This window comes from Photobacterium lucens (assembly GCF_009873615.1).
Classification (GTDB): domain Bacteria; phylum Pseudomonadota; class Gammaproteobacteria; order Enterobacterales; family Vibrionaceae; genus Photobacterium; species Photobacterium lucens.
On record NZ_SSMG01000191.1, the window covers coordinates 1 to 24,580 of the forward strand.

At 40.6% G+C, this 24,580-nt stretch carries 24 protein-coding genes; 12 read left to right on the forward strand and 12 right to left on the reverse strand.

Annotated features, from left to right (window positions below; all coding sequences use genetic code 11):
* Positions 1–41 precede the first annotated feature (41 nt).
* The 5 genes from E5A76_RS09070 to E5A76_RS09090 all read left to right on the forward strand — a co-directional run bounded on the left by E5A76_RS09070 (position 42) and on the right by E5A76_RS09090 (position 8,260).
* Positions 42–4,676 carry an SslE/AcfD family lipoprotein zinc metalloprotease gene (locus tag E5A76_RS09070; RefSeq protein ID WP_161118723.1) on the forward strand — a complete coding sequence of 1,545 codons (4,635 nt, stop codon included), beginning with the start codon at positions 42–44 and terminating at the stop codon, positions 4,674–4,676.
* Positions 4,677–4,809: 133 nt separating this feature from the next.
* Positions 4,810–5,091, forward strand: a complete 282-nt coding sequence (gene flgM / locus E5A76_RS09075; protein ID WP_161118724.1) for a flagellar biosynthesis anti-sigma factor FlgM — start codon at positions 4,810–4,812, stop codon at positions 5,089–5,091.
* Positions 5,092–5,123: 32 nt separating this feature from the next.
* Entirely contained in the window at positions 5,124–5,579 is a 456-nt protein-coding gene (gene flgN / locus E5A76_RS09080) for a flagellar export chaperone FlgN (protein ID WP_161118725.1), read from the forward strand.
* A gap of 4 nt (positions 5,580–5,583) precedes the next feature.
* Positions 5,584–6,363 carry a lytic transglycosylase domain-containing protein gene (locus tag E5A76_RS09085; RefSeq protein WP_161118726.1) on the forward strand — a complete coding sequence of 260 codons (780 nt, stop codon included), beginning with the start codon at positions 5,584–5,586 and terminating at the stop codon, positions 6,361–6,363.
* Between the two features lie 202 nt (positions 6,364–6,565).
* Entirely contained in the window at positions 6,566–8,260 is a 1,695-nt protein-coding gene (locus E5A76_RS09090) for a helix-turn-helix domain-containing protein (protein ID WP_161118727.1), read from the forward strand.
* A gap of 110 nt (positions 8,261–8,370) precedes the next feature.
* On the opposite strand, the gene E5A76_RS09095 is transcribed toward E5A76_RS09090, so the two are convergent.
* The 3 genes from E5A76_RS09095 to E5A76_RS09105 all read right to left on the reverse strand — a co-directional run bounded on the left by E5A76_RS09095 (position 8,371) and on the right by E5A76_RS09105 (position 10,508).
* Positions 8,371–8,958, reverse strand: coding sequence for a YceI family protein (locus E5A76_RS09095; RefSeq protein WP_161118728.1), 588 nt, complete (start codon positions 8,956–8,958; stop codon positions 8,371–8,373).
* Between the two features lie 54 nt (positions 8,959–9,012).
* The gene (locus E5A76_RS09100; protein WP_161118729.1) at positions 9,013–9,558 is read right to left on the reverse strand and encodes a cytochrome b; all 546 of its coding nucleotides are present in this window, start codon (positions 9,556–9,558) and stop codon (positions 9,013–9,015) included.
* 230 nt (positions 9,559–9,788) lie between these two features.
* A complete protein-coding gene (locus tag E5A76_RS09105) occupies positions 9,789–10,508 on the reverse strand; it encodes a potassium channel family protein (protein WP_237458976.1) in 720 nt (239 codons plus the stop codon).
* A gap of 219 nt (positions 10,509–10,727) precedes the next feature.
* Here E5A76_RS09105 and E5A76_RS09110 point away from each other — a divergent pair, with 219 nt between their 5' ends.
* Entirely contained in the window at positions 10,728–11,828 is a 1,101-nt protein-coding gene (locus E5A76_RS09110; protein ID WP_161118731.1) for an HlyD family secretion protein, read from the forward strand.
* Positions 11,818–12,816, forward strand: a complete 999-nt coding sequence (locus tag E5A76_RS09115) for a DUF2955 domain-containing protein (RefSeq protein ID WP_107166036.1) — start codon at positions 11,818–11,820, stop codon at positions 12,814–12,816. The genes E5A76_RS09110 and E5A76_RS09115 overlap by 11 nt, the downstream gene beginning before the upstream one ends.
* A gap of 76 nt (positions 12,817–12,892) precedes the next feature.
* Here E5A76_RS09115 and E5A76_RS09120 read toward each other — a convergent pair whose 3' ends face one another.
* On the reverse strand, positions 12,893–13,399 hold the full coding sequence (locus E5A76_RS09120) for a lactoylglutathione lyase family protein (RefSeq protein WP_053988739.1): 507 nt from the start codon (positions 13,397–13,399) through the stop codon (positions 12,893–12,895).
* A 102-nt stretch (positions 13,400–13,501) separates the two neighbouring features.
* Between E5A76_RS09120 and E5A76_RS09125 the strand changes: the two genes are divergently transcribed.
* The 3 genes from E5A76_RS09125 to E5A76_RS09135 all read left to right on the forward strand — a co-directional run bounded on the left by E5A76_RS09125 (position 13,502) and on the right by E5A76_RS09135 (position 15,511).
* Positions 13,502–14,374 carry a LysR family transcriptional regulator gene (locus E5A76_RS09125; protein WP_161118732.1) on the forward strand — a complete coding sequence of 291 codons (873 nt, stop codon included), beginning with the start codon at positions 13,502–13,504 and terminating at the stop codon, positions 14,372–14,374.
* A 61-nt stretch (positions 14,375–14,435) separates the two neighbouring features.
* Positions 14,436–15,083, forward strand: a complete 648-nt coding sequence (locus E5A76_RS09130; RefSeq protein ID WP_161118733.1) for an HAD-IA family hydrolase — start codon at positions 14,436–14,438, stop codon at positions 15,081–15,083.
* Between the two features lie 134 nt (positions 15,084–15,217).
* Entirely contained in the window at positions 15,218–15,511 is a 294-nt protein-coding gene (locus E5A76_RS09135; RefSeq protein WP_053988736.1) for a SemiSWEET transporter, read from the forward strand.
* A gap of 54 nt (positions 15,512–15,565) precedes the next feature.
* On the opposite strand, the gene E5A76_RS09140 is transcribed toward E5A76_RS09135, so the two are convergent.
* The 4 genes from E5A76_RS09140 to E5A76_RS09155 all read right to left on the reverse strand — a co-directional run bounded on the left by E5A76_RS09140 (position 15,566) and on the right by E5A76_RS09155 (position 19,505).
* Positions 15,566–16,612, reverse strand: a complete 1,047-nt coding sequence (locus E5A76_RS09140) for a M42 family metallopeptidase (RefSeq protein ID WP_161118734.1) — start codon at positions 16,610–16,612, stop codon at positions 15,566–15,568.
* A complete protein-coding gene (locus E5A76_RS09145; RefSeq protein WP_161118735.1) occupies positions 16,581–17,702 on the reverse strand; it encodes a M24 family metallopeptidase in 1,122 nt (373 codons plus the stop codon). The genes E5A76_RS09140 and E5A76_RS09145 overlap by 32 nt, the downstream gene beginning before the upstream one ends.
* A 21-nt stretch (positions 17,703–17,723) precedes the next feature.
* Positions 17,724–19,067, reverse strand: coding sequence for a PTS sugar transporter subunit IIC (locus E5A76_RS09150; RefSeq protein ID WP_053988734.1), 1,344 nt, complete (start codon positions 19,065–19,067; stop codon positions 17,724–17,726).
* A 102-nt stretch (positions 19,068–19,169) separates the two neighbouring features.
* Complete coding sequence (locus E5A76_RS09155; RefSeq protein WP_053988733.1) at positions 19,170–19,505, reverse strand: PTS sugar transporter subunit IIB; 336 nt, start codon at positions 19,503–19,505, stop codon at positions 19,170–19,172.
* Between the two features lie 174 nt (positions 19,506–19,679).
* Here E5A76_RS09155 and E5A76_RS09160 point away from each other — a divergent pair, with 174 nt between their 5' ends.
* Positions 19,680–20,039, forward strand: a complete 360-nt coding sequence (locus tag E5A76_RS09160) for a PTS lactose/cellobiose transporter subunit IIA (protein WP_107166042.1) — start codon at positions 19,680–19,682, stop codon at positions 20,037–20,039.
* Positions 20,040–20,161: 122 nt separating this feature from the next.
* Here the strand turns inward: E5A76_RS09160 and E5A76_RS09165 are convergent, their stop codons facing one another.
* On the reverse strand, positions 20,162–21,418 hold the full coding sequence (locus E5A76_RS09165) for an adenylosuccinate synthase (protein ID WP_107166043.1): 1,257 nt from the start codon (positions 21,416–21,418) through the stop codon (positions 20,162–20,164).
* A 179-nt stretch (positions 21,419–21,597) separates the two neighbouring features.
* Here E5A76_RS09165 and E5A76_RS09170 point away from each other — a divergent pair, with 179 nt between their 5' ends.
* Positions 21,598–22,503 carry a LysR family transcriptional regulator gene (locus E5A76_RS09170; protein ID WP_053988730.1) on the forward strand — a complete coding sequence of 302 codons (906 nt, stop codon included), beginning with the start codon at positions 21,598–21,600 and terminating at the stop codon, positions 22,501–22,503.
* Between the two features lie 98 nt (positions 22,504–22,601).
* Here the strand turns inward: E5A76_RS09170 and E5A76_RS09175 are convergent, their stop codons facing one another.
* The 3 genes from E5A76_RS09175 to E5A76_RS09185 form a co-directional block, all read right to left on the reverse strand.
* On the reverse strand, positions 22,602–23,066 hold the full coding sequence (locus tag E5A76_RS09175) for a copper resistance protein NlpE (RefSeq protein WP_023935215.1): 465 nt from the start codon (positions 23,064–23,066) through the stop codon (positions 22,602–22,604).
* Positions 23,067–23,137: 71 nt separating this feature from the next.
* Positions 23,138–23,458 carry a hypothetical protein gene (locus E5A76_RS09180; RefSeq protein WP_161118736.1) on the reverse strand — a complete coding sequence of 107 codons (321 nt, stop codon included), beginning with the start codon at positions 23,456–23,458 and terminating at the stop codon, positions 23,138–23,140.
* 93 nt (positions 23,459–23,551) lie between these two features.
* A complete protein-coding gene (locus E5A76_RS09185) occupies positions 23,552–24,436 on the reverse strand; it encodes a hypothetical protein (protein ID WP_161118737.1) in 885 nt (294 codons plus the stop codon).
* Between the last annotated feature and the right edge of the window lie 144 nt (positions 24,437–24,580).

A 24,580-nucleotide genomic window follows, 5' to 3' on the forward strand; every position in this document is an offset into this window, starting at 1 on the left:
ATATATAGCAGCAATAAATTACTTTTTTAGGTTATGCATTCATGCAAAAAAAACTTATTGCTGTTGCTATTAGCTCGTCAATTTTGTTGATGGGTTGTCACGATGATAATTCCTCTGACGTAACTATTATTCCCCCAACGGAAATACTGCCGGGAGAACCTCTTCCTGAGCCAGAGCCTGATATTGGTGAGCCTGAGATCACACCGCCACCAGTTGAGCCACCAACGGAGCCTGAGATCACACCACCACCAGTTGAGCCACCAACGGAGCCTGAAATCACGCCTCCACCAGTTGAGCCACCTGTCGAGCCAGATCCAACCGCCACTGCGCTTTTTGCTTTAGATAGCGATCTTAGTTTTGGCAACAGCGTGTTATGTAATGGCGAAACCGCAAACAGCCTTATTATTAGCAATGGCGATACTGTTAGTTGTTACTATGGTGCAGTTGAGCTTGCCACATTTAGCAATGTCGAGCTCAAGATCACCAAAGGTACGACATTGGAAAAAGTGAAGCGTTTAAACTTGGCGGATTCAGATCGTTTTATTGCGATCACTGATGCTATTGAGCTACAAAATGCGTTAGATAACACCCGCAGTTTATTGCTTAAAAATGGTACAGAAATCGGAGGTGTTATCGAACTATCGCTAACATCTGCCGAGCAAGTACGTTTTAACAGCTTGTATCACTCCACAGAATTACACACATTAAATAATACTGAATTTAAGAAGCTATTAGATAATAAAGTCGAAGAGAATACAGAAGCTGATAGCAAACCTTCTACTCACGAACCCGATGTAAAACCAGAAGTCACTCCCGGTACAAGTGACGATCTAAACTCAAACTTTGTTTCTGCTAATGCAGAATCAAACTTGGTTTATCAACCAACTGAAGTGATCTTATCGCAAGGAACACTGGTTGATAGTCATAACAAGCCAGTACAGGGCATTGAATATTACAGCCACTCTTCTCGTGGTATTACCGATGAACAAGGCAAATTCTCATTCAACTGGGGTGAGACGGTCTCGTTTGGTATCGATACCTTTGAACTAGGTGAAATTAAAGCGAATAAAACACAATTTACCATTGCCGATCTCGGTGCAGAGCACATAGGCCGTAATGCTGAGCGTTTACTGCAGCGTTATTCTCATGATGATACGCAATTAGTGATCAGCGATCGTGTACGCCAAGTATTTGCTATGTATCCGAATGTCATCAATGAGGCGATTAACCTATCATTGTCTGAGTCTGTGATGTTAGATAATGGTACAGGAACGTTAGAGCCTGTTGATGGTGAATTTGATAAACAATTTAGCCAAGGCTTAGCACTGGATATCGACACGGCTATTTGTGGTAGCCAATGTAGTGCCACTCGCACCCTTTCAAGCCTTTCTTTCCCTCGCATGATGGACGCTGGTGGTAATATCCAAGCTGATATTTTAAAACTGTGGGGAGCTGGTAGTGACGCTATTAATAATGGTTGGCTTCCTGTACGTAACTTTCACGCATTTACTGATGAAACTTGGTTTTATGGCAGTCCAGGGTATCCTCGTGGTCAAGCAGCCATCAACATTTCTAATGCCGCATTTCCAGTATTAATGCCACGTAACGACAATAACCAATGGCTTAGTTTCGGGGAGAAAAAAGCATGGGATGAGCGATCGCTTGCTTACATTACGGAAGCTCCATCCAAGGTGAAACCCGATAACGTCGGTGGCAATACCGCTACCTTTAACCTGCCATTTATCAGTATGGGTGAGCTAGGTACAGGTAAAGTCATGCTTTTAGGTAATAGTCGCTATAACAGTATCTTGGTATGTCCAACCGGCTATAGCTGGAATAATGGTGTCAATAATCAAGGTCAGTGCTGGAGTGCCAATAATGATCCAGAAGATATGGCGAACTTCTTCTCCAATACCTTCCGTTACCTCATTGGTGAAAAATATGCTTCAAATGCAGAGCCTATTACCATAGGAACCAATATTTCTGATGTGTATTTCCGCAGTCATGGTCATTTGTCTCTCGGTAATAAAGCACCATTTATCATTGATCCTCGCTTTAATCTTAACGCTCAACAACTAGCTAATTTTAGTGGCATTGATCCTAACACCATGCCGCTGTTGATCCTCAATGGTTACGAAAACAGTGCACCAATTAGCTCTGGTACATATGGCGTGCTGCCTTCATTAGCCGATACCAATAAACCCAAACTGACTCAACAAGATGTGACAGAGCTACTCAACTATGTTGAACGTGGCGGTAATATCTTGATCATGGAAAGCATTGCTAACCGCGTAAATGATGATTTTACTCGTTTATTAGATGGCGCTGGTTTGGCAATTAATGGTCAGTCAACGATTTCAGGAAATGGACCGAGCTACGGCTACCCTGATCGTGTACGTTCACAACGTCAACACGGTTTCTGGGTATTAGAACGCTATGCCGCAGTTAAAGATGGCGATACAGATAAACTAAAACCGCCATATAACATAGACGAAGTGACTGGTACAGTTACGTGGGACTTCATCACTAACGAAAAGCCTGACGATAAGCCAAACTTAGAAGTCGCCCGTAAGACAATTCAAAACGCACAAGGCGAGAATGTTCAATTACTGGCATTCGTTGATACTTACGAAAAAGGGGAAAAAAGAGCGCCAGATGCGATTGAAGCAGACAAACAACGTATTCTGAAAGAGTTCAATGTTAACGAATGTACGCTAACGGATTATCACTATGAAATTAACTGCCTAGAGTATCGCCCTGGAAATAATATTCCACTAGAAGGCGGTATGTTTAGAGCACGTTATAAAAAACTGCCACTGGATGAAGCAACAGCGAAAGCCATGGTGAAAGCAGCCGATCTTGGTACCAACATTGAACGCTTATACCAACACGAACTGTACTTTAGAACAAAAGGCAGTGAAGGTGAGCGTTTAAGTAGTGTTGATCTTAACCGTATTTATCAAAATATGACGGTATGGTTATGGAACGATCTTGATTATCGCTTTGAACAAAACAAAGAAGACGAACTTGGCTTTGAGCGCTTTACCGAGTTTCTAAACTGTTATGGCGATACCGCAGCAGGACAAACCACCTGTAGCAATACGCTCAAGCAAAGTCTTGAAGCCAATAAGATGATCTACGGTGATAGTGCAGGGAAATACGCTGGCTGGATGAATCCAAGCTACCCATTAAATTACATGGAAAAGCCGTTAACACGCTTAATGTTGGGTCGAACTTACTTCGATCTTGATATTAAAACCGATGTACGCCAATACCCAGGTGAAGTCACAACCAGCGGTGGTAGCACTAGCGTCACTGTTGATTTAAGCAATAACACTGCTGCTTGGTTTGCAGGAAACCGTCAAGCTACGGGTCAATGGGCAATTGCACATGAACCGATGACAATTACTGCATCAGGCAATACCAACCCGATCACGGTAACCGTTGCGCTAGCAGATGATTTAACAGGTCGTGAAAAACATGAGTTAGGTTTAAAACGTCCACCTCGTATGACCAAGACCTTTACGCTACAACCTAATGCTACCGCTAATTTTACAGCGCCTTACGGTGGTCTGGTATATGTGCAAGGTAATGAAACCAGCCCTGTGACCTTAAACTTCTCAGGTACAGTTAATGCGCCTTGGTTCAAGGTTGATAAATGGGTTAACGATCAAAACTCACCGGCTCCTATTGGTGAAATTGAATCAAATAGCTTTATCTATACTGCTGCCGCTGAGAACTTAAAAGCGACAAATTATGAGGGTGATAGAAGTAAATTCGCTGCAGAACTTGATATGTTCTCTGCAGATTTAAATGACTTCTATGCTCGTGATGAAACAGTCGGTGAAGGAAATGGACGCAATGGCAAAGCGACAGATAGCTCTCGACCAAATAACAAGCACCATTTTGTCAACGATATTGCTATCTCTATTGGCGCAGCCCATTCGGGCTACCCAGTGATGAACAGTAGCTTTAATAAAACCTCAACAGCCCTATCAACAACACCATTAAATGACTGGTTGTTATGGCACGAAGTTGGTCACAATGCGGCTGAAGCACCATTTAATGTGGAAGGTGCAACAGAAGTGGTGAACAACATGCTAGCGCTTTACATGCAGGATAAATACCTTGGTAAAATGTCCCGTGTTGAGGCTGATATTAAAATGGCACCGAATTTTGTTCGCTTAGAGCAAGGACATGCATGGGCAGCTGGCGGTAACGGTGAACGCTTACTGATGTTTGCTCAATTAAAACAATGGGCTGAGCAAGAGTTTGATATCAATAACGTGGTTAAAGCACCTTTACCGTCCTACTACACAAATACGGTAGTGGGACTAAAAGGCTGGGATTTGATCAAACTCATGCATCGCTTAACTCGTAATGATGTAGAAGAGAACATGCTACTACCAGCCAATAACATGTGTCGCAGTCAAAGCGGATTGAGTAAAGGTGATCAGCTGATGTTATGTGCTTCTTACGCAGCACAAACCGATCTGTCTGATTTCTTTGCAGCATGGAGCCCAGGTTCAAAAGCCTACCTTGTTCCAGGTGAATCTGAGCCTCAATACGAAGGTGGGATCACTGCTGCAGGTTTAAGCGCAGTACAAGCACTTAAACTGCCAAAGCCAACGTTAGATCCGCTATCAATTAACAGTGTGACAGTCGCACCTCGTTAAACGATTAAACACCATAACCCAAGCCGCTAGTCACTGACTGGCGGCTTTTTTTATCAACGCATTATTTTTATTTAATTTTCCTGTGTGTTTGGTCGCCCAACAACATTGAGCTTCTTGTGCAGGAATAAAACCAATGAAAATAGATAAAATCGCCACTACTCACTTCAATCAAGCGCAGCTAACAATAGCACAGCAACAATCAACCACCGGGCAACAAACTGTCGCTAAACAGACTGCATCAACGGCCATTGACAGCCAACTATTAACGCAAGCAATACAACCGCTAAACGCCTTACCTGATGTGGATATAGCGAAAGTCGAGCAAATTAAAGCAGCACTGAATCGCGGTGAAATTAGCTTAGATGTTGAGGCGCTCTCAAGCGCAATTTTGCAATTTCATACTGGACATGAATAAAGCCAAGGCTCACTAAACTTGCGGAGTCACCTATGCCTCAAGCCTTCACGAAACAGCAAATGATTATCAGCTTAATAAAAGATATTCAGCGAGATATTGCTGATTATCGTCAGCTTTATGCTCTGATGTTAAAGCAACATCAGTGCTATTTGACCTTTAATGGCAAATTGTTGGAGCAATTAACAACCCAACAGCAACCGCTTATTGATGTGCTAAAACAGCGTAGCCAACTGCGTTACCAATCGCTGCAAAACCTTGGCTTACCTATTTCAGCTCAAGGCATCGAAAAATTACACAACGTATTACCTGCGCAATTACAAAAACAGGTTCAGCAACAATGGGCTCAGTTAGAAATTATGATCAAACAATGCCATGCCCTTAATCAGCGTAATGGTGTGCTATCAGCAAACTTTACCGAATTGCTTTGCCAGTTATACGAGCCAGAAGCAAAGTCACGCTATGCATTTCCTCATCTCATGCAGGATTAATAGCATGAAATCTGGTTTACATCGCTATCAAAGCATCGCCATCTACTCTCTTTTTCGTATCGGGATAATGATACTCATATTGCTTTTGTCACTGCCAAGCCAAGCAATACCGCCCCATTATCAAGCCAAGTTTGAACAACAAGTTAGCCTGCATTACCAGCGTTTATCGCCCCATAAAAAAGTCATCAATAACCAGTTCACTCGCCATCAAAAAACTGTGCAACATATCATTCAGCAATTAGATAAGAATAAGTTGCCTCGCAGCATGATTTTGATCCCGATGATTGAATCTACCTTTGATCAACATGCGGTTTCCCATGCAAAAGCGGCAGGCCTATGGCAATTGATGCCAGCAACCGCCAAACGTTTTGGTCTTACGGTTTCTAACCAACAAGATGAACGATTTAATATTGCCCGTAGTACAGAGGCGGCAATGCAATATTTGATCTTTCTTTACAACAAATTTGATAGGGATTTAAAACTGACTTTAGCGGCTTATAATTCAGGGGAAGGACGTGTGCAACGCGCCTTAAAACGTGTGGTTGATAAACATTTTTCTGCGCTTCGTTTACCGAATGAAACTGTTGATTATGTACATAAGTTCTATGCCTTAGCGAAACTGGTTAACCTTAAAACACTGGCAAATCCATCAACAGGCTCTCATTTCCCCCCTTCCACCAGCACAGTATCAGCACATCATGAGGTACGTTTTCTTAAACAATTATTTGAAACCAAAACCGTCATTAACATGGAGCCAATCCAACCTTTAGTGCATTTAAACTAAACATCTCTTTGTCTTAATTAAGCAATTAATAACAATAAGTTAAACATCACAACATAACTATAACGCGCTAACTCTCAGTTTTATTCATCGCTTTCTTCCGCATGCTATTTAGTGTTTTAGCTCTCAGCTTTTATCTCAGCTTTACGCCACTATGCACGCCTATCGGATACCTTTGTCATGGAAAGACAACCTAGATACGGCTATGAGTTTAAATAAAAAACATTTTGATATTGTCACAGCACTGAGCCATAGCAATAAAAGTGTTAGCGAGCTTGCCGCTATATTTTCAATGAGCTCTCGTAACGTGCGTTACGCAATCGACAACATTAACTATTACTTTGAAAAACTTGAGCTACCTGCGATCACTATCGATCATGGTTCACTGCATTATGGCTTTGATGCCAGTGCTTTCTTTAGCCATCACTTTGCCCATAATTTTGTGTTTAGCAAAGAAGAGCGTGATGAATACATTGCGATCATTGCCCTGTTTCATCCACAGCCGACTGTGAGACATATCCGTGATTATTTGAAGATCAGCCACACCACCTTTAATAAAGATATAAAACGTGTGAACGAGGTGTTTAATTACCTTGCTATCAACATCACTCTTAATGGCGACAATATCTGTGTAACAGGGAAAGAAAAACAGATCCGCTATATCGCCATGCGTTACGCCAGCAAGTATCTATTTTTTAAAAACAATACAATCCATTATCTGGATAAATCTTATTTCTATGAACAAGATCTGCTCGCACATCTTCGCCAATACTTTGAGAAAGCCGATGTAAATTTTGCTATCACTGCGGTTAATGATATTGAACGACAATTTGGTAAAACCATTGAACCTGATTTTAAAAATATCCTGACGATTTACTTGATCATTACACTAATGCGCATCAATCAAGGCGTAATGATTGATAAAAAGAACAATGGCGATTTTCTTTCATTAACCCAGTTATATCCACTTATCTGTCGCACGCTTAATTGGCAACAGCAGCACTATAAGTATGAAGCTCTTCATCTTACTGAGTATTTTTTAGGTGGCTTTAACACCGAAAGTTTCTTTGAAAAACGTTTTCAAGCAGAAAGCTTTATCTATCAGCTATTAATTACCTTAGATGGGGAATTAAATACTAACCTTGTCACTGATACACGCTTGATCAGTGACATTATTAGCTACTTAACCACTGCGGTTTACCGTGCCAAAAACAACCTCACATTAAATGCTTTTGAGCATAGTGATGCGGGAATGGGGTTATTTCATCAAATAAAACGAATAACAGAGCAATATCAACAGCATTTCATCGAACCATTACGCGATGAAGAGATAAGTTACATTACCCAAATCATTCATGACGCTATAACCCGAACCCAAGATCAACGATTACCCCTAAGCCAGTTAATCAAACTTGCAGAGCAAAATGCCGATAACCTTAATTATGAGCAATTTATTAGTGACACTTTAGCAACACTAAATCCGCTGATTTTTGATGATAGAGATCTCCCAGATCTTATGGCTATCACCCATAGTATCGAAGATGAACGCGCCAGCGATGAACAAAAATCACTAGTGAAAACCATCAAATGGCTGTGTGACAAAATGGAGCAAAAACAGATTGTACATAGTGATTATGCTAAGGGCGTGTTATCACTACTCAATGCTCATAGCCATGACTATTTTGCCCATGACGGTATGCTGATTTGCCATGGTAAATCCCCAGCCCATAGCCATAAACTGACCATTACCCTATTAGTGCTTGATCAACCATTACGTGATGCACAAGGGAGAAACATTGAGCAGCTCGTTATGATCACTAATATTGATAATGTACGTCATTTACGGGCAGTACATCAGCTTCAGCATTTCCTTAATCAAACGAGTCATAGTGAACAATAGCGAACAAAAAGTCGGTTGAATGTATGGTCTTACATCCACAACCGACTTTTCTTGTTTTACGAGGAGCTTAATGAAGCGAATGTCACTGTTTATCTCGCTTTATATCATAACTAAAGACGAATACCTTCGACATTAAATTCCAATTCCACCTGTGTTGATGCAGGTCCTAAATCCGTTTCAATGCCATAATCTTTTAGCGCTATGGTTGTTGTACCAACAAAACCACGACGATAGCCACCCCAAGGATCATCGCCAGCCCCAATGTGTTTCACATCAATCGTTACTGGCTGAGTGACACCATTAAGGGTTAACTGTCCTTTCATTGAGGCTTTGCCGTCACCTAATTCCTCAAACGACTCACTTTCAAATGTCGCAACAGGAAACGCTTCAACATTAAGAAAATCTTCACTGCGCAAATGTTTATCACGCTCAGCATGGTTAGAATCGACACTTGATGTATCTATCATTACTTTAACTTTTGATGCTTCTGGTTTCGCTTCATCATAACTAAACTGACCATCAAACGTATTAAAGCGCCCAACCAGCCAACTGTAACCTAAATGTTGCACCCTAAATTGTATCGAAGCATGTGAGCCTTCAGTATCAATCTGATATTTATCTGCAAGTGCAGTTGGCACAAATAATACACAAGCAAATAAAGCGGTTGAAATAAATGAAGTCAACAAATGTTTGATCATGACATAATCCTCCGTTGAATATTCATATCTCTCGTAATGTCTTTTTTATTAGCGTTATGCTTTGCCTAGCATTCGCTTTAATGTTTCATCTTTATCTAAATAATGGTGTTTTAATGCGCCCAATATATGGAGCCCTACAAATACCATTAATGCCCATGCTGCATACCAATGGATCTTCCCTGCAATATCAGCTTGGTTGGTGAACGGCGTGATTAGTGCTGGCACTTCAAACAGACCAAATACACTGATCCCACGACCATCTGCAGTAGAGATGAAGTAACCACTCAACACCACTGAAAAAACAATGAGATATAAAATAAAATGTATTTTACTTGCGAGCCATAATTCCCACTTTGCGTGAGCGCTAGCAGTAAGAGGTTGAGTAGTACAAATCCTAATCAATAGACGTAAAATCATCGCTAAAAACAGCATCAACCCAATACTTTTGTGAATAAAGGGCGCTGTTTTATACCACGCATGATAATAGGTTAAATCGACCATCCACCAGCCTAGTGCAAATAACCCTAAAACCGTTATTGCGACTAACCAATGAAGAGTGATTAATACAGGATGCCAGTTCTTATTTTGGATCTCTTCCATGAACCATCACCGAATATGCAACTTATTGTGAGTATAGTTGACATCTCAATAATGCAAACCTTCACGGTTTAGTCTTTAACGTCACAATATTAAGACATGTCATCATTCAGAACGAAATAACAAATAATGAGAAAACAGCCAGTTAAAACTCTTATCTAACCGTAATAAAGAAAAGAGTTAGCTATCATGCTAACTCTTTCATTGATGGGATAATAACAAGATAAAGTAAATCAACCTTGCTGATCGTAGAAATTGTCAGCTTGATGTTTCAGTGTTTTCTTATGATCAATGCTCGAACTCACAAGGCTTGATACCACGACTGCCATATAAAACACTCCCACTATCGCTTCGAGATATACCAGCGCCTTCGCAATCGGTGTCACAGGGCTAATATCGCCATAACCTAACGTAGTTAATGTCACAAAGCTAAAATAAGCGGTATTAGAGAAATTCTCTTCCCATGCGATGGCTTGTATTCCTTTAAACGAATGCGGATCAAATTCGAGCAAAATTAAATAGGCTATCGCCCACATCAACCCCAGCAGTAAAAATAATGCAATCGAGCCAACGACCTTGTTGGTATCAATTTCACCTGAAAACAAAATACGTTTCACCAGTGATTTAAAGGTGCCAAAGAAAAACACAAACGTCAGCCCTAACATCACCACACTCATTTCATTTATGTGGAAAAGATATTTAACAGCTATCGCTGCAATCCAAATGACCGCCAAGGCTTTTAAAAAACGAGACCAATGCTGATCAAAATGCAAGCTAACAAAACACACCATAAAGGTAGTAATAATGATCCCTTGCAGCACATATTCCATTAAGCTTTCTTTCAACACTTGCACCAGCGAAGTACTTAACAGCAATACCACCAAAGCTAAAGTCAAATAAATAAAATTATTCTTTTCACTGATATGTCGATGCGAATTAATGTTTTTTATCATTATATGAACCATAATAGGAATCGTTAGACGTTGATTGTATGAATTTTTTCCAACCACGTAGAGTTAATCGGCTTAAATATCTTTCTATTGAGTTTACATCTGTCGAATATGTTTTAACACAGCGCAAACGCCATACAAGTCATCACTAAGAACGAGTACTTGCTTTAGCAGATAGTCGCATCTATTAAGATTGCGACAGCATAAATGAAAGGAACGACAATGCAGGACAATAACACCCCCTCAGAAAACCATAGCAACAAGATCAACAAAGCACGTTCTTTTACTTACTGGATCTTTGCACTTGTTTTAGCAGTATGGCTTTATACTCTGTGGGCTGATCGCATGACCCCAATGACAGATCAAGCCCGTATTAATGGGCAAACCATCCGTATTAGCCCTGAAGTTTCAGGAACCATTTCAAATGTTAGCGTCATTAATAACAGTGAAGTGAAAGTTGGCGAGCCACTGATTACTATAGATCCTCGCCCTTTCCAACTAGCAGTCAATGCCGCAAAATTCGATTTACAACAAGCTGCGCAATCTTATGGGGCTGATTCTGCCGCAATAAATGTTGCAAAAGCCAATGAAGTTGCTGCTCGAGTTAAAGTCAGCAATGCGAAAAAAAATCTCGATCGTAATCGAATCTTGTTAGCGCGTGGCACCATTAGCCAAGCGAGCATGGATAATGTGGTTGCCGACTTACAAATTGCAGAAGCAAATCTCGCTCAAGCAACTTCTGCCCTTAAAAAGGCCCAAGAAGAATTTGGCCCTCGCGATGAAAATAACCCTGAAATCCAAGCCGTACTCAATAAACTAGAGCAAGCACAGCTTAATCTTAACCACACCAAAGTTGTTGCTCCTGCTGATGGCGTGATCACCAATATGCACATCGCTATTGGCGACTATGCCAGCACGGGTCAACCTTTACTGACCTTTATCAATAACCACAATTTATGGCTAACTGCGATGGTACGTGAAAACTCACTCGCTCATCTAAAATCAGGTAACCCAGTTAAAATTGTATTTGATGCTTATCCTGGCGAAGTGTTTAAAGGTAAGATCTCATCCATTGGTTGGGGCAGTAGCGGCAATGGTAGCCTTGAAGATAACCAAAGCAGTGGTTTATTAGTCTCACCAACCAGTAATCCAAAAGCACAACGCTTCCCTGTGAATATTGAATTTGAAAAACTACCAGATGATGTACAACTACGATACAGCGGTCGTGCGGTGGTGGGCTTTTACCCGCATGAAAGCTACATTGGTGAAAAGCTATTAGATCTATGGATGTGGGCATGGAGTTACATTAGCTATGTATCATAGTGCCGCTAATCCATTAATAAGGGTGGCATTGTTTCCTATACTATTGCTGTTTTGGCAGTATGTATTCGGAACAGATTTACCCTTACTAGCACCTGCAATGTGTGCTGTATTCTTAACCACAACCCATGAGCCACCACCCTTTATCATGGTGCTGTTGATGGGAGGCATACTGTTTGTCACGGCTTGGCTCCAAGCTGTAATGAGTGGGTTATTAATCGACTATCCACAAGTCTATTACCTATTCTTATTTGGTGTCTTTTATTGGTGCATGGAGAGAACAAAAAACAACGCACAAGATGTTTTTGCCATTTTGTTGATTGTTTCAACGGCAATGATCGCAGTGTTTACACAACAAAAAGGGATCAGTGTTGAGCAGATCCCAATGGCACTGCTTAAAAACATTTTTATTGCGGGATTTACCGCCTACTTAGCCTATTTTCTCTTTCCTAAAGGAGAACCGTTGGCAGAAACAGTGGAAGGTCCCTCTTCAGACATAAAATACCTGTTTGATTGGCAAACCATGATCAAAAGCCTGATCATCATGTTTGTATTGGTATGCGCTATCCAATTAAATCTGGAACAAAGCACTATCATTACTGTGATTGTGGCTCTCATCATCAAAGATCCTGATCCAAGCATAGGTAGAGATTACGGTCTAAGACGGCTGCTCACAACATATGCCAGCGTGCTTTATGCTGTGCCACCTTTGGTAATGAGCCTATTACAAGTCAATATCATCGGTACATTAGGAGCAGCATTAGTCAGCGCATTATTTATGGGGATCCATGCGGTTGAGAAAAAAGCCAGTTTAAACTCAATTCAACTGTTGTATACCAGTTACGTCGTACTGGTATTTTATGGCCTTACTTCAACCAGTATTAGTGCCTTAGCGGATGATTTAGTCCGTTTTAGCTCAGTATTTGCGGCTGTACTCATCGGTATAATGAGCCTGATCGTTCTTTATCCGAAAGCAAAAAAACAGCCTTAACGCTTTAACTCTCCTCAACGCAAAAAGCACTGAGATCATCAGTGCTTTTTTATTGCGTATATTCTGCTTACTAATTTTATTTGTAAGCACCAGCACTGTAATGGAGCTCATAACTGTGAGAGTAAATTTCTAAAATATTACCAAATGGGTCTTCCATATAGATCATGCGATATGGCTTTTCACCTGGATAGTAAAAACGTGGCGCTTTCATGCGTTTCTTACCACCTGCAGCCACAATCTTTTCCGCTAATTCTTCCACATTTGGATCTTGAATACAGAAGTGGAAAATACCTGTTTTCCAGTACTCAAAATTATCTTCAGGGTTAGTTTGGTTTTTAAATTCAAACAGCTCAACGCCAATACGATCACCTGTCGATAAGTGAGCGATACGAAAACGCTCCCAACCACTACCGAACACATCGGTACACATCTCACCAATCGCTGAATCATCTTCCACGATCTCAGTGGGCTCCATGATCAAATACCAACCTAATACTTCAGTATAAAATTTTACTGCCGCTTCTAAATCTGGCACTGAAATACCAATATGAGAAAAGCTACGTGGGTAAGTTTGTGTCGTCATCGTTGATCTCTTCTTATTGCTCGTTGTTGATGACTGCGAGGTTACAAACCGAACGTTATTATGTAAAATTATCATATATCATAATTATGAGTACGTTTTGTAATGATAAATCCTGTTTGGTTACGTAGCTTTTGTACTTTGGTTGAAACAGGGCATTTCACCCATACCGCAGAGAAACTCTTTATGACTCAGTCTGGTGTCAGCCAGCATATTCGTAAATTAGAGCAGTATTTAGATCAGCCTCTTATTACGCGCCATGGTAAAAAATTCACCCTCACGAATGCAGGTGAACGCTTATACAGTGAAGCCAATACTATTGTGCAATCGCTGACGGATTTAGATAAACGAATTAGTGAAGATCCTAGCTATGAAGGCGTAGTGAGAATAGCCTCTCCGGGTAGCGTGGGATTAAAGCTATACCCTCAACTACTGGCTTTTCAGCAACGACATCCTGATCTGATCATTGATTATCGCTTTGCTCCTAACCATGAAATAGAAAAAATGATCGCTGAACAACGGATTGATGTTGGTCTAATGACAAGCCTTGCTGGCAAAGGGGAAGTAAAGCTCAATCACATTGGCAGTGAAGATTTACTACTGGTGACGCCTGCTCATATCACAACCGCCAGTTGGGAAAACTTACTCAAACTTGGCTTTATTAATCACCCAGATGGGATCTATCATGCCAGCCAGCTACTCAGCGTAAATTTCCCTGAATTTCAACATATTGAGCAATTCAAACAATCAGGTTTTTCCAACCAAATTAATCTGATTATCGAGCCAGTAAAACTGGGATTGGGCTTTACGGTATTACCTCGTTATGCGGTCGAGGCTTTTCATCAACAAGAGGCAATCAAGACCTTCTCACTAACTCATCAAGTCAGTGAGAAAATCTACCTTGGCACATACGCCAACAAATTTGTGCCTAATCGAGTTAAGACCGTAATCGAAGCGATCCAAAAGCACTTAGCATGACGGATAACCCTATGGTTCATGGTACTATTTACTTTAAAACAATAATAAATAGAAGCTCGCAATGAACAATAACAAGAAAGTCATCATAGATTTCGATGGAACTTTAGCAGCAAGTTTTGATCTTTTTATCGAAGCTATGCGTGCTGCTCATACTAAATACGGTTTTCGTAACGTTGAAGATGATGAAATTGAACCCTTCCGCCACTACAGTGCCTTACAAATTCTTAAGTTTCTTGGCTTGCCACTGTATCGAGTGCCTGCAGTAACACAGTTTATTCGCAGTTATATGTCAAAAAAGATCAAAACCTTACCATTAGCATCTGATTGGCAAGAAACACTCCAAGCTCTCGCACCTGACTTCGAACTGGCTGTTCTGAGTTCAAATTCAAATCAGAATATCCAAACGTTTTTAAACCAGCATGAATTAGCCTATTTCAGTGAAATTGTCTCGGATGTTGGCGTCTTTGGTAAAGTTAAAGCTATTCGCAAACTTATCAAAGACAACGGTTGGCAAAATAAAGACGTGTTCTATATCGGTGATGAGATCCGAGATATCAAAGCCGCAAAAAAAGCGAAAATCAGCAGTATTGCGGTAACTTGGGGGTATAACGCAGAGCCCGCATTAATAACCCACCACCCTGATCATTTAATTTCCAATAGCAATGCGCTTATTGCGATACTGCAAAATGGTGAGCCGAAAAGCGCATAAAGACCACTATAGCCAAGCGATTTAATCACATACCAAAAGATATTTTTTAGCATTTCTTCAATAACCAAACTAAGCTTGAATTACATTAACCATCAATGTCTTAGCATTAAAATTTGTGAAAGAGGTAAAGTAATATGTCGCTGTTGGATAGTTTAGGGAAGAGACTAGAGCCTATCATGCTGTTTATGGGATTAGTCAGCCCAATAGCTACTCTACCTCAGCTGTATAAGCTTTTTATCTCCCATCCCAATCATGCTCATGGGTTATCGTTAACGACTTGGTCGATGTATGCACTGATTTCACTATTGTGGTTTATCTATGGGCTCTACCATAAGAACCCAACTATTTGGGTAGGTAACTTTTTAGGCTTCTTAGCCTATTTTGCCATGATGGTAGGGATTGTGATTAAAGCGGGTGTGACCTTTTAACAAGGTAAAAATAATGGCTAGTTATCCGTACTAGCCATTACTTATTATTTCATGTCACAGATAAAGATAAAAACTCGCTAATCTCTCAGCATTTAAACCTTTTACCGCGCTTTCTAACAATGATAAACAGGCTTCATAATCTGCTTTATTCACTAAAGTATAAGGACTGTGACAGTTCTTCACCGGTAAGATAATTGCCATACCCGCAATACCTTCTCCCACCAAAGTTGCCGAGCCATTATCAGTACCACCGCCAGCTAAGAAATCACGCTGCACATCAATATCATTCTCACGAGCCACATCACTAACATAATTGAATAATGGATAATGAGCCAAAGCACATTTATCAGCGACAACTAAACAAGGACCTTTACCGTACACTCTTCGTCCTGACTGCGAACTAGGCGTATGTTTGGTAGAAGCGACATCTAACACAATAACAACATCAGGACGTAGTTTATCTGTTGCGGTTTTACCGCCTTTAGTCCCTACTTCTTCTTGTGCGCTGCCGATAAAATACAAATCACAATCTAATGGCTGCTGAGCAAGGTTTTGTAATAATTCCATCCCAAGTAAGCAACCGATACGATCATCAAACGATTTAGAGACAAAATTACCGCTATTATTTAGTTCATGGCTGCGAGTAGCAAAGACTGCGCTATCACCAATTTCAATCCCCATTGCCAATACATCTTGCAGGTTAACAGCGCCAATATCGACAAATAGATCATCCATACTTAAATTCGTTAATGGTTTATCAGTAAAGATGATGCCCTGATACTTATTGCCCGAACGGGTTTTGATCTCAATCGTGCTATTTAACGCAATATATGGATCAATGCCGCCAAGTTTGAACAATTTTAAGTAACCATCACTGGTAATATGTTGGATCAAAAAACCCACCTCATCCATGTGTGCGATCACCGCGACTTTCGGCCCCGTCGCTTGGTTATTTAACCTTGCGATCACGCTACCTAACCCATCAAATTGAATATCATCAACATAATTTTTTAGTTCATGGTAAATCACACTGCGTACTTCATCTTCACGCCCAGAAGGACCATGAGCGTTAGTGAGCGCTGTCATTAATGCTGTATTCATTGACAATTTCCTTAAGTAAAGGCGATGTAAAGTTACGTGAAATATCACGGAGTTGGCGAGGTAGATGAGTTAAACTTTTTGCACCGTTGGCGGTGATAACTAAGGTGTCTTCAATACGCACACCACCAAATTGAGGAATATAAATACCCGGCTCTATGGTAACGACCATACCGGGCTGTAAAATTGCGTCATGTTGCTGATTTAGTAATGGAAATTCGTGGCCTTGTAATCCCACGCCATGCCCTAAACCATGACTAAAATAATCACCATAACCACAGTGTGAAATATACTCACGAACTGCAGAGTCTATAGCACGAGTTGAAACACCACTCGCTAACATGTTCACGCCAATTTGCTGCGCTTTATACACAATATCAAAGATTTTTTGCTGTTTTTCTGATATTTCACCCACACAAAATGTACGAGTCACATCAGAGTGATACCCTTTGTAAACAATGCCAAAATCAATAGTAACCAGCTCACCATATTCGATGGTTTTAGCACTTGGTCGTCCATGAGGAAATGCCCCACGTTCACCAGAGACCACAATAAGAAAATCAATGCTATCTGCACCTAAACGTCGTGCAGCCCATTCAATATGTAGTGCTAGATCCGTTTCAGTTATACCTTGATAAAACGCTTCAAGCCCCTGCTCCATGGCTTTTTCTGTAATGGCACAAGCGTATTCAATTCGTTGAATTTCTGCCGCTGTTTTGGTCTGTCTTAATAGCTCAACACTGTGTTGGAGGGGGACTAAACATGCGGTTAAAGCAGGCTCCCAATTACAAAAGTCACTGTAACTCAGGCTATTTGCCTCAATACCCAAGTATTGAATTTGGTGAAATGCTAAACGTTGCTCTAAACAAGCCAGAAAGCCTAATTCATCACTATTAATCACAGCATAGTCATGGCACTGATGCTTCAGTTGCTCAACGTATTTTCCTGGTACCAACAACTCTTTGGTATTTGCCGTGATCAACACATGTCCACCACTACCAGCGAAGTCAGTTAGGTAACGCTTATTGTGACAATCACTCACTAATAAGGCATCACATTGTTCAGAAAATGGGGTTAAATCAAACGTCTTCATCAGCGCCACTCTCGTTGAGGATTAGAAATCTAATCCCAGTTCATCCAACAGTTCTTCATCTTTCTTGCTAAAGACAGATTTCTTCTCTTTTTCTGCTTTTAGTTGTGCTTCACGTGCCATTTCTTGTTTATCCATGATCCTAAAGAATGGGTAGTAAACACAGAACGAAGCAACAATCTGGATCATTTGTACGAACGGCGTCTTCCAGTCAAAACCTGTTAAGTACCCTTCAAAGAACAAAGGCAGATACGGTGGATCAAAGAACGGTTTTGCTAAGAAGCCATATTTCATTAATGCTAATGGGAATAAACCAATTAATGAGCCACCCAGTACAAACGGAATAAATAAGATTGGGTTTAAGATAATTGGTGCGCCAAATAACACAGGTTCATTAATACCGAATAAACTAGGCACTAATGAGACTTGACCGACTTTTCGATAACGTTGTGTTTTTGCGATCATCATCGCAATAACTAAACCTAGCGTCACACCAGAACCAGTAAAGTTTACAAACGCTGAGAATGTACCACCTGTCACAAAGTGAGGAAGCTCAGCAGCTATTTGTTTCGCTGCAATGTTTTCTGATAAATATTGAACAAAAATAGGCGAAAGGATCGGACTTAATACCGCAGAGTGAATACCAAAGAACCAGAATAATAGTCGCAGCATGATCACAAACCACACTACAAATAGATTATCTAAACTACCCACAACAGGGGCTAATACATCCATCACTATTTCAGGTAATAATAAACCACCGGTTACATCAGCTATAAAATAACGTAATGTTAAGAATAGAATTGCAATAAAGGCAGTAGGTGTAATGAGTTCAAAAGAGCTTGAAACAAAATCAGGCACACCTTCTGGCATTCTTATTACTAGCTTATGTTTGGTAAAGAAGCGATATATTTCCACACAGGCAATAGAAATAAAGATGGCAGTAAATAAACCTTTTGAGTCAAAGAACTTCACATCTAATGAACCATCAGTATTCACCGAGGTTGTCATGATTAAGAAGGCAAACAGTGACAAGGCTATCGCACCAACCGTGTAGATTTTATAACCTTCACTGAGGAAATACGCAATCGCGATAACAGTGTATATTGCAATAAAACCAAGGGAGAATTTAATTAGTAAATCAATAAGATAAACGTTATTTGCAAACCATTCTTGAACAGCAACAGAATCTGAAAATACGTTTTTTAGCGCTTTTAATGGGTAAGCCATGGAGCCCAATAATAGGATTGGTGTTAGTACCACCATGCCTTTTTTTACCGCACTTAAATGGGGTTGTTTATCTATTTTTTCAGCAATGGGTACGAGAATGCGCCCAATGAGGTTTTCAAATTTCGCAAATACACTCATAGCAAAGACCTTTATATTTACTACAAATAGTGAGGGAGTGAACTGTGCTCATTAACAGCTCACTCATATTTTTTCTGTGTAGGGAAAAGAAGATAAATAGCGTTAAGCCATGGCGGTTTGATGTTTTTTATGTGCCAATAACGCTTGCTTTAATACGGTTGCACCATCCATTGCACCGTAAATTTCAGCGGTGAGTAATACTGACGGTTTATTATGTTCTTCTGATACAGCTTGGATTTGAGTATATTTGTGACCAAGTTGTGGACCAACTAAAATAACATCATAGTGATCAACTTTTTCTTTTAAACGATCAACAGGAATAGCTTCCATTGAAAAATCTTCAATATTTAACTTTGCGCTGTTATTGATCGTTTTTTTCATCTCTTCCATCATCATGGTTGTAGAGAAGCCACCAGCACACACTAATAAGATATTCATCACACTTTCCTTTATTTTTAAATTTATTAAACAGGAATATTAATAAGCGATTATCTTTTTCCGTCAATGAAACTTCATTTCACAAATAAAGTGAAATGAAGTTTCATAGCTGTTTTTTTTCGCTGTGGTAGTCTGGGCCCATCAAAAATAATAACAACGATTTAAGGACATCCAATGACAACAGAAACAGTAGATATCAGCGAAGATCTAGAACGTATTGTGTTCTCTATTGTGAGCTATTCTGGTGAAGCGAAAGGTTATGCGTACGAAGCGCTACGCTTATCGGAAGATGGCGATTTTGATGGTGCGCACGGTATGATGGATAAATGTAATCAAAGCGTGTTAAAGGCTCATGAAGTGCAAACGGAAATGATCCGTCGTGAATTAGGTGGCGATAAATTTACGGTTAGCATGATCATGGTCCATGCCCAAGATCACTTGATGACAACATTATCTGAACGTGAATTGATCCGCCGTATGATTGAGCAAAACCGACGCTTACATACGCTAGAACAAGCGCTACTGGCTAAATAATTTCAACTCTTCGGCTTATTTCCCCCTATTTAGTTAAGCCAATCAACAACAAAAAACGGGCATGTTAATCAACACGCCCGTTTCATTATTTATCGCTTTTGATGCTAATGATACTTTCGCAATTAGCGTAGGATCATTTGATCACGCTCAGGACCTACAGAGACCATTTTCACTGGCACGCCCATCAGCTCTTCAATGCGAAGGATGTATTCTTGTGCACCTTCTGGTAGCTCGTCAAATTCACGGCAACCAGTGATGTCTTCTTCCCAACCTTTCATTTGCTCGTAAACAGGCGTTAATGCTGCTGTTTGAGGCCAGATTGGGTTTTCAGTGTGATCACCATTGTAAGCAACACAGATCTTAAGATCTTTCATGCCTGTTAGACAGTCAATCTTAGTTAGGGCAATTTCAGTTGCCGCTTGTAACTCAACGCCGTTACGTGTTGCTACTGCATCAAAGTAACCCATATCACGTGGACGACCTGTTGTTGCACCGAACTCTTTAGCATCTTCACGGAACTGGTCTTGATCTTCCATTGCAGTGATCAGTGTACCTGTACCTACAGATGAGCTGAAAGATTTAGCGACAGCAATAACACGCTCAGGGTGAAGGGCTGGTAAACCACTACCAATACCTGCGTAAGCTGCTGTTACGTTTGAAGACGTTGTCCAAGGGTATTCGCCGTATACTAGGTCACGACCAGCACCAAGTTGTGCTTCAAACAATAGTGTTTTGTCTTCTTTTTGTAGCGCTTTTAGTGGCTCAGTGACGTTAGTAATGCTGTCACGCCAAGGTGCAGATACTTCTAGTAACCACTCAGTCATTTCTTCTGCTGTTTGAGTGAACTCAAATGATGGGTATAGCGCTTTCATTTGAGGTAGTTTCCAATCCATCATGAATTGGATACGCTCACGTAACACTTCAGGTTGTTTTAACCAACCCACAAGAATACCTTTCTTCATTACACGGTCACCGTATGCAGGCGCAATACCTTGGCGAGTTGAACCGTATGCACCGTCACCTAGACGTTGTTCTTCTAGTGTGTCTTCAAGTGCGTGAAGAGGTAGACATAGTGTTGCGCGATCTGAGATGCAAAGTTTTACTTCAACGCCAGATGTTGCTACTTCTTCGATTTCTAACGACAGTTTCTCAGGGCTGATCACCATGCCAGGGCCTAATACTGCGATACAATCTGGGTTGAATACGCCGCTTGGTAATTGGTGAAGTTTGAATGTACCAAACTCGTTTACTACGGTGTGACCCGCATTGTTACCACCTTGGAAACGAATGCTTGCTGAAGCTTGACCTGCTAAATAATCAACAATACGGCCTTTACCTTCATCACCCCAGTTAGCACCAACAACAACAATAGACGACATAATTTAGATCTCCTCAAAAGCAATGCGATCTATCCTATGCCCATCAATGCAATAAGAATAATTAATAATCGTTATTATCTTGATAAGAATATCATATCTGGAGTATGGTTAATCTTCCCCACTCAATATGTTATGTATGATGAATAGCCTCATCAACAACTAAGGTAATCACGGTTGCTATGATTGATATCCACTGGCTCAATACGTTTGTCGCCTTGGCTAAATACCAACACTTCGGCAAAACGGCAGCAGCACTGCATATGACCCAGCCAAATGTGAGTCTTCACCTTAAACAATTAGAACAAACGACACGGGTAAAACTCATTGAGCGTAATCCTTTTCGCTTAACTCAAGCAGGCAAACGTTTATTACAAAGTGCCGAAAATACCTTAATGGAACTCCAGATCTGCCAAGCAGATCTCAATGCGATCAATGAACTCAACCGTGGCACATTAACCATTGCTGCCAGTGATATTATTTCGCGCCTATTGTTAATCAGCCCTTTTCAATCGTTTAAGAAAGAATATCCGGGCATTGATTTATCACTGTTTAATACCACCTCATCACAAGCTACCGAGTTGGTAAAAAGTGCTAAAGCAGATTTAGGTTTTGTCATCGCCCAGAAAGAAAGCCAGCCATTACACTTTACAGAATTACGCCAAGTAAAATGGTGTGCACTAGGCAATGGGCTTTCCCGTTGGCAGGCATTATCTGCCGATCCTTCACTGACATTACCCACAGAGCCATTGGCGGCTGAAGAACCGACTCTGATTTTGTTAGGCCACGATACCCGTACTCGTGAGCTGATTGATATGGCGTTACCGTTACTGAAATTGAACAAGTTTCATGTCATGGAAGTAGGCAGTGTGGATGCGCAAATTGATTGGGCAGAAGCTGGCTTTGGGGTTGCGATTGTACCGAGTTTTTCTTTACATTCTAAACCGCACTTAAAAACCCAAATCACCCCGCTACCTGATTTCCCAACCACCAGTTTGGGTTACATTGTGCGCCAAAACCAAGTGCTATCGCGGGCAATTAAACAGCTATTACGTTGGGTAGATGAAGAGATCCAACGTTCACAATAAATCATAACAAGTGACAATAATTGCTTTATTCAGATAATAAAAAGCCCTGAATTAACAGGGCTTCTCGCATAAAACTGATTGTCATTAATAACAAAAGATTATTTATGCTCTTGCTTCTTCAAAGTGTAAGCATCTGCTAAATCACCTTGAATACGTTGGCCATCTTTATCGAGATGGAAGACGCGTTGTTCACCCACAAAATACTGTGCAGTTTGACCGCCACCAAGATTCAGCGTGATCGTATCGCCTTTATCATTCCAATTAAACTTACCTTCCGTTGTTAACGGTTTAGCTTCTTTACCTTGGTAAGTCTGATCCAAAATGAAAGTTCCGTCGTCTTTTAGCGTCAGGCTTGTTTCAATACCAGAACAATCAGCACACGGCTCAATGCCTGTGTACTCACCCATCCAATCTAGCGAGTTTTTCGCATTATCATGAACTTGAGCAATCTCGGTTGGCTGTCCATTTTCAGCAGTTGTCGTCGATGATGTTTTATCAGCAGTTTGATCACAACCGACAAGTACTAAACCAAGAAGAGCTGTAGCTAAAAGCGTTTTTTTCATTTGTAACTCCTTACATAACACAGAAAAATATGGGCTTTCTACATTCTTTCAGCCCTATTTAGCTGTATTACTTATTTTGATTCTGCTGTTGCATCCTTGACTGCGTCTTTTACATCATCCGCAGCTTTATTAGCATCATCAGCTATCTCTTTGCTGGTTTCAACTGTTTTATCTGCAACATCATTAGCCGCTTTTGCCGCATCATCAGCAACTTGTTTAGTCGCATCTGCCGCAGCTTGTGTTGCCTCATTTGTTACTTTAGATGCATCAACAACAACGACAGTGGCAGGTGCATCAGCTTTTGGTGCATCAGTCGCTGCTTTGTCAGCACCTTGATCACAACCTACAAGAACCAATCCTAGTACTGCTGTTGCAAATAGTGTTTTTTTCATCTTATATCTCCTTTTAGCGAAAACAAGATACCCTGATACTCTTATAAATTAAGTATCACGGTATCTCGCTATAAAATTCTTACAATGTAAGTATTAGTTAAATAAATCCGATGCTTTTTTCTCTAAGTCATCCGCTGCATTCTTGGTCTTATCAACTGCAGAATCTGTCATATCAGCCGCTTTATCTGCTGCCGCATTTGCTGAATCATCAACTGACTTCATTGTGTCACTTGCTGCATTTTTCATGCTATCAACGGAATCGTTAACTGATTTTGCAGCATCATTAGCTGAACTCTTCATACTGTCTTCAGCAGCCGCTGCTTTATTATCTACAGACTCAATAACGTTTGATGTTTTTTCCGCAGCAGCATCTTTCATTTCTGTTGCTGAATGCTTCATTTCATCCATCGAATCATTCATCGACTTTGCTGCACTATCTGCCGCATCGCTGACAACATCAGAGGCTTCTGCAGCTTTTGTTTTTGCCGAATCCATTACTGCTTTTGATTCATCAGTCACCACATCTTTCGCATCAGACGCAGATTGTTTCATCTTATCCACCGCAGCTGATGTTTCATCAGCTACTGACGATTCTGTTAGCGATGTTTTTAACTCATTCGCTTTATCTTTCACTGCATCGACAGAGTCAGTCACGGCTTGTTTTGATGCATCCATCGCATCTGCCGCTTTTGATTTCACTGTATCTGTCATCTCAGAGGCTTTTTGCACTGCTGAATCACTCATATCAGCGGCCTTATCAACCATTTTATTGGTTTGCTCTTTTACAACGTCTGCTGCGTTAGCCACTGTATCTTTGGTTGCATCAACCGCCGTATTGGTTTGATCTGCAACTTGCTCTTTCATTTCAGTAGTTGAGTGCTGCGCAACCGATGCTGGATCTGTTGTATCTTGTTTTGCTTGATCACAACCAACAAGGAATAAACCAGCGATAGTCATAGCGATAATTGTTTTTTTCATACTCACCTCTGTCATGAATACTGTTTCAATACGCTTCTAGCATATTATCTAAATAACGTATTAACTTTGTCTTATTTAGGTCATATACAAGTCAATAATAGGTCAAATTATTGCTCTTAGGTATTTAATATCTTTAGTTTGAAG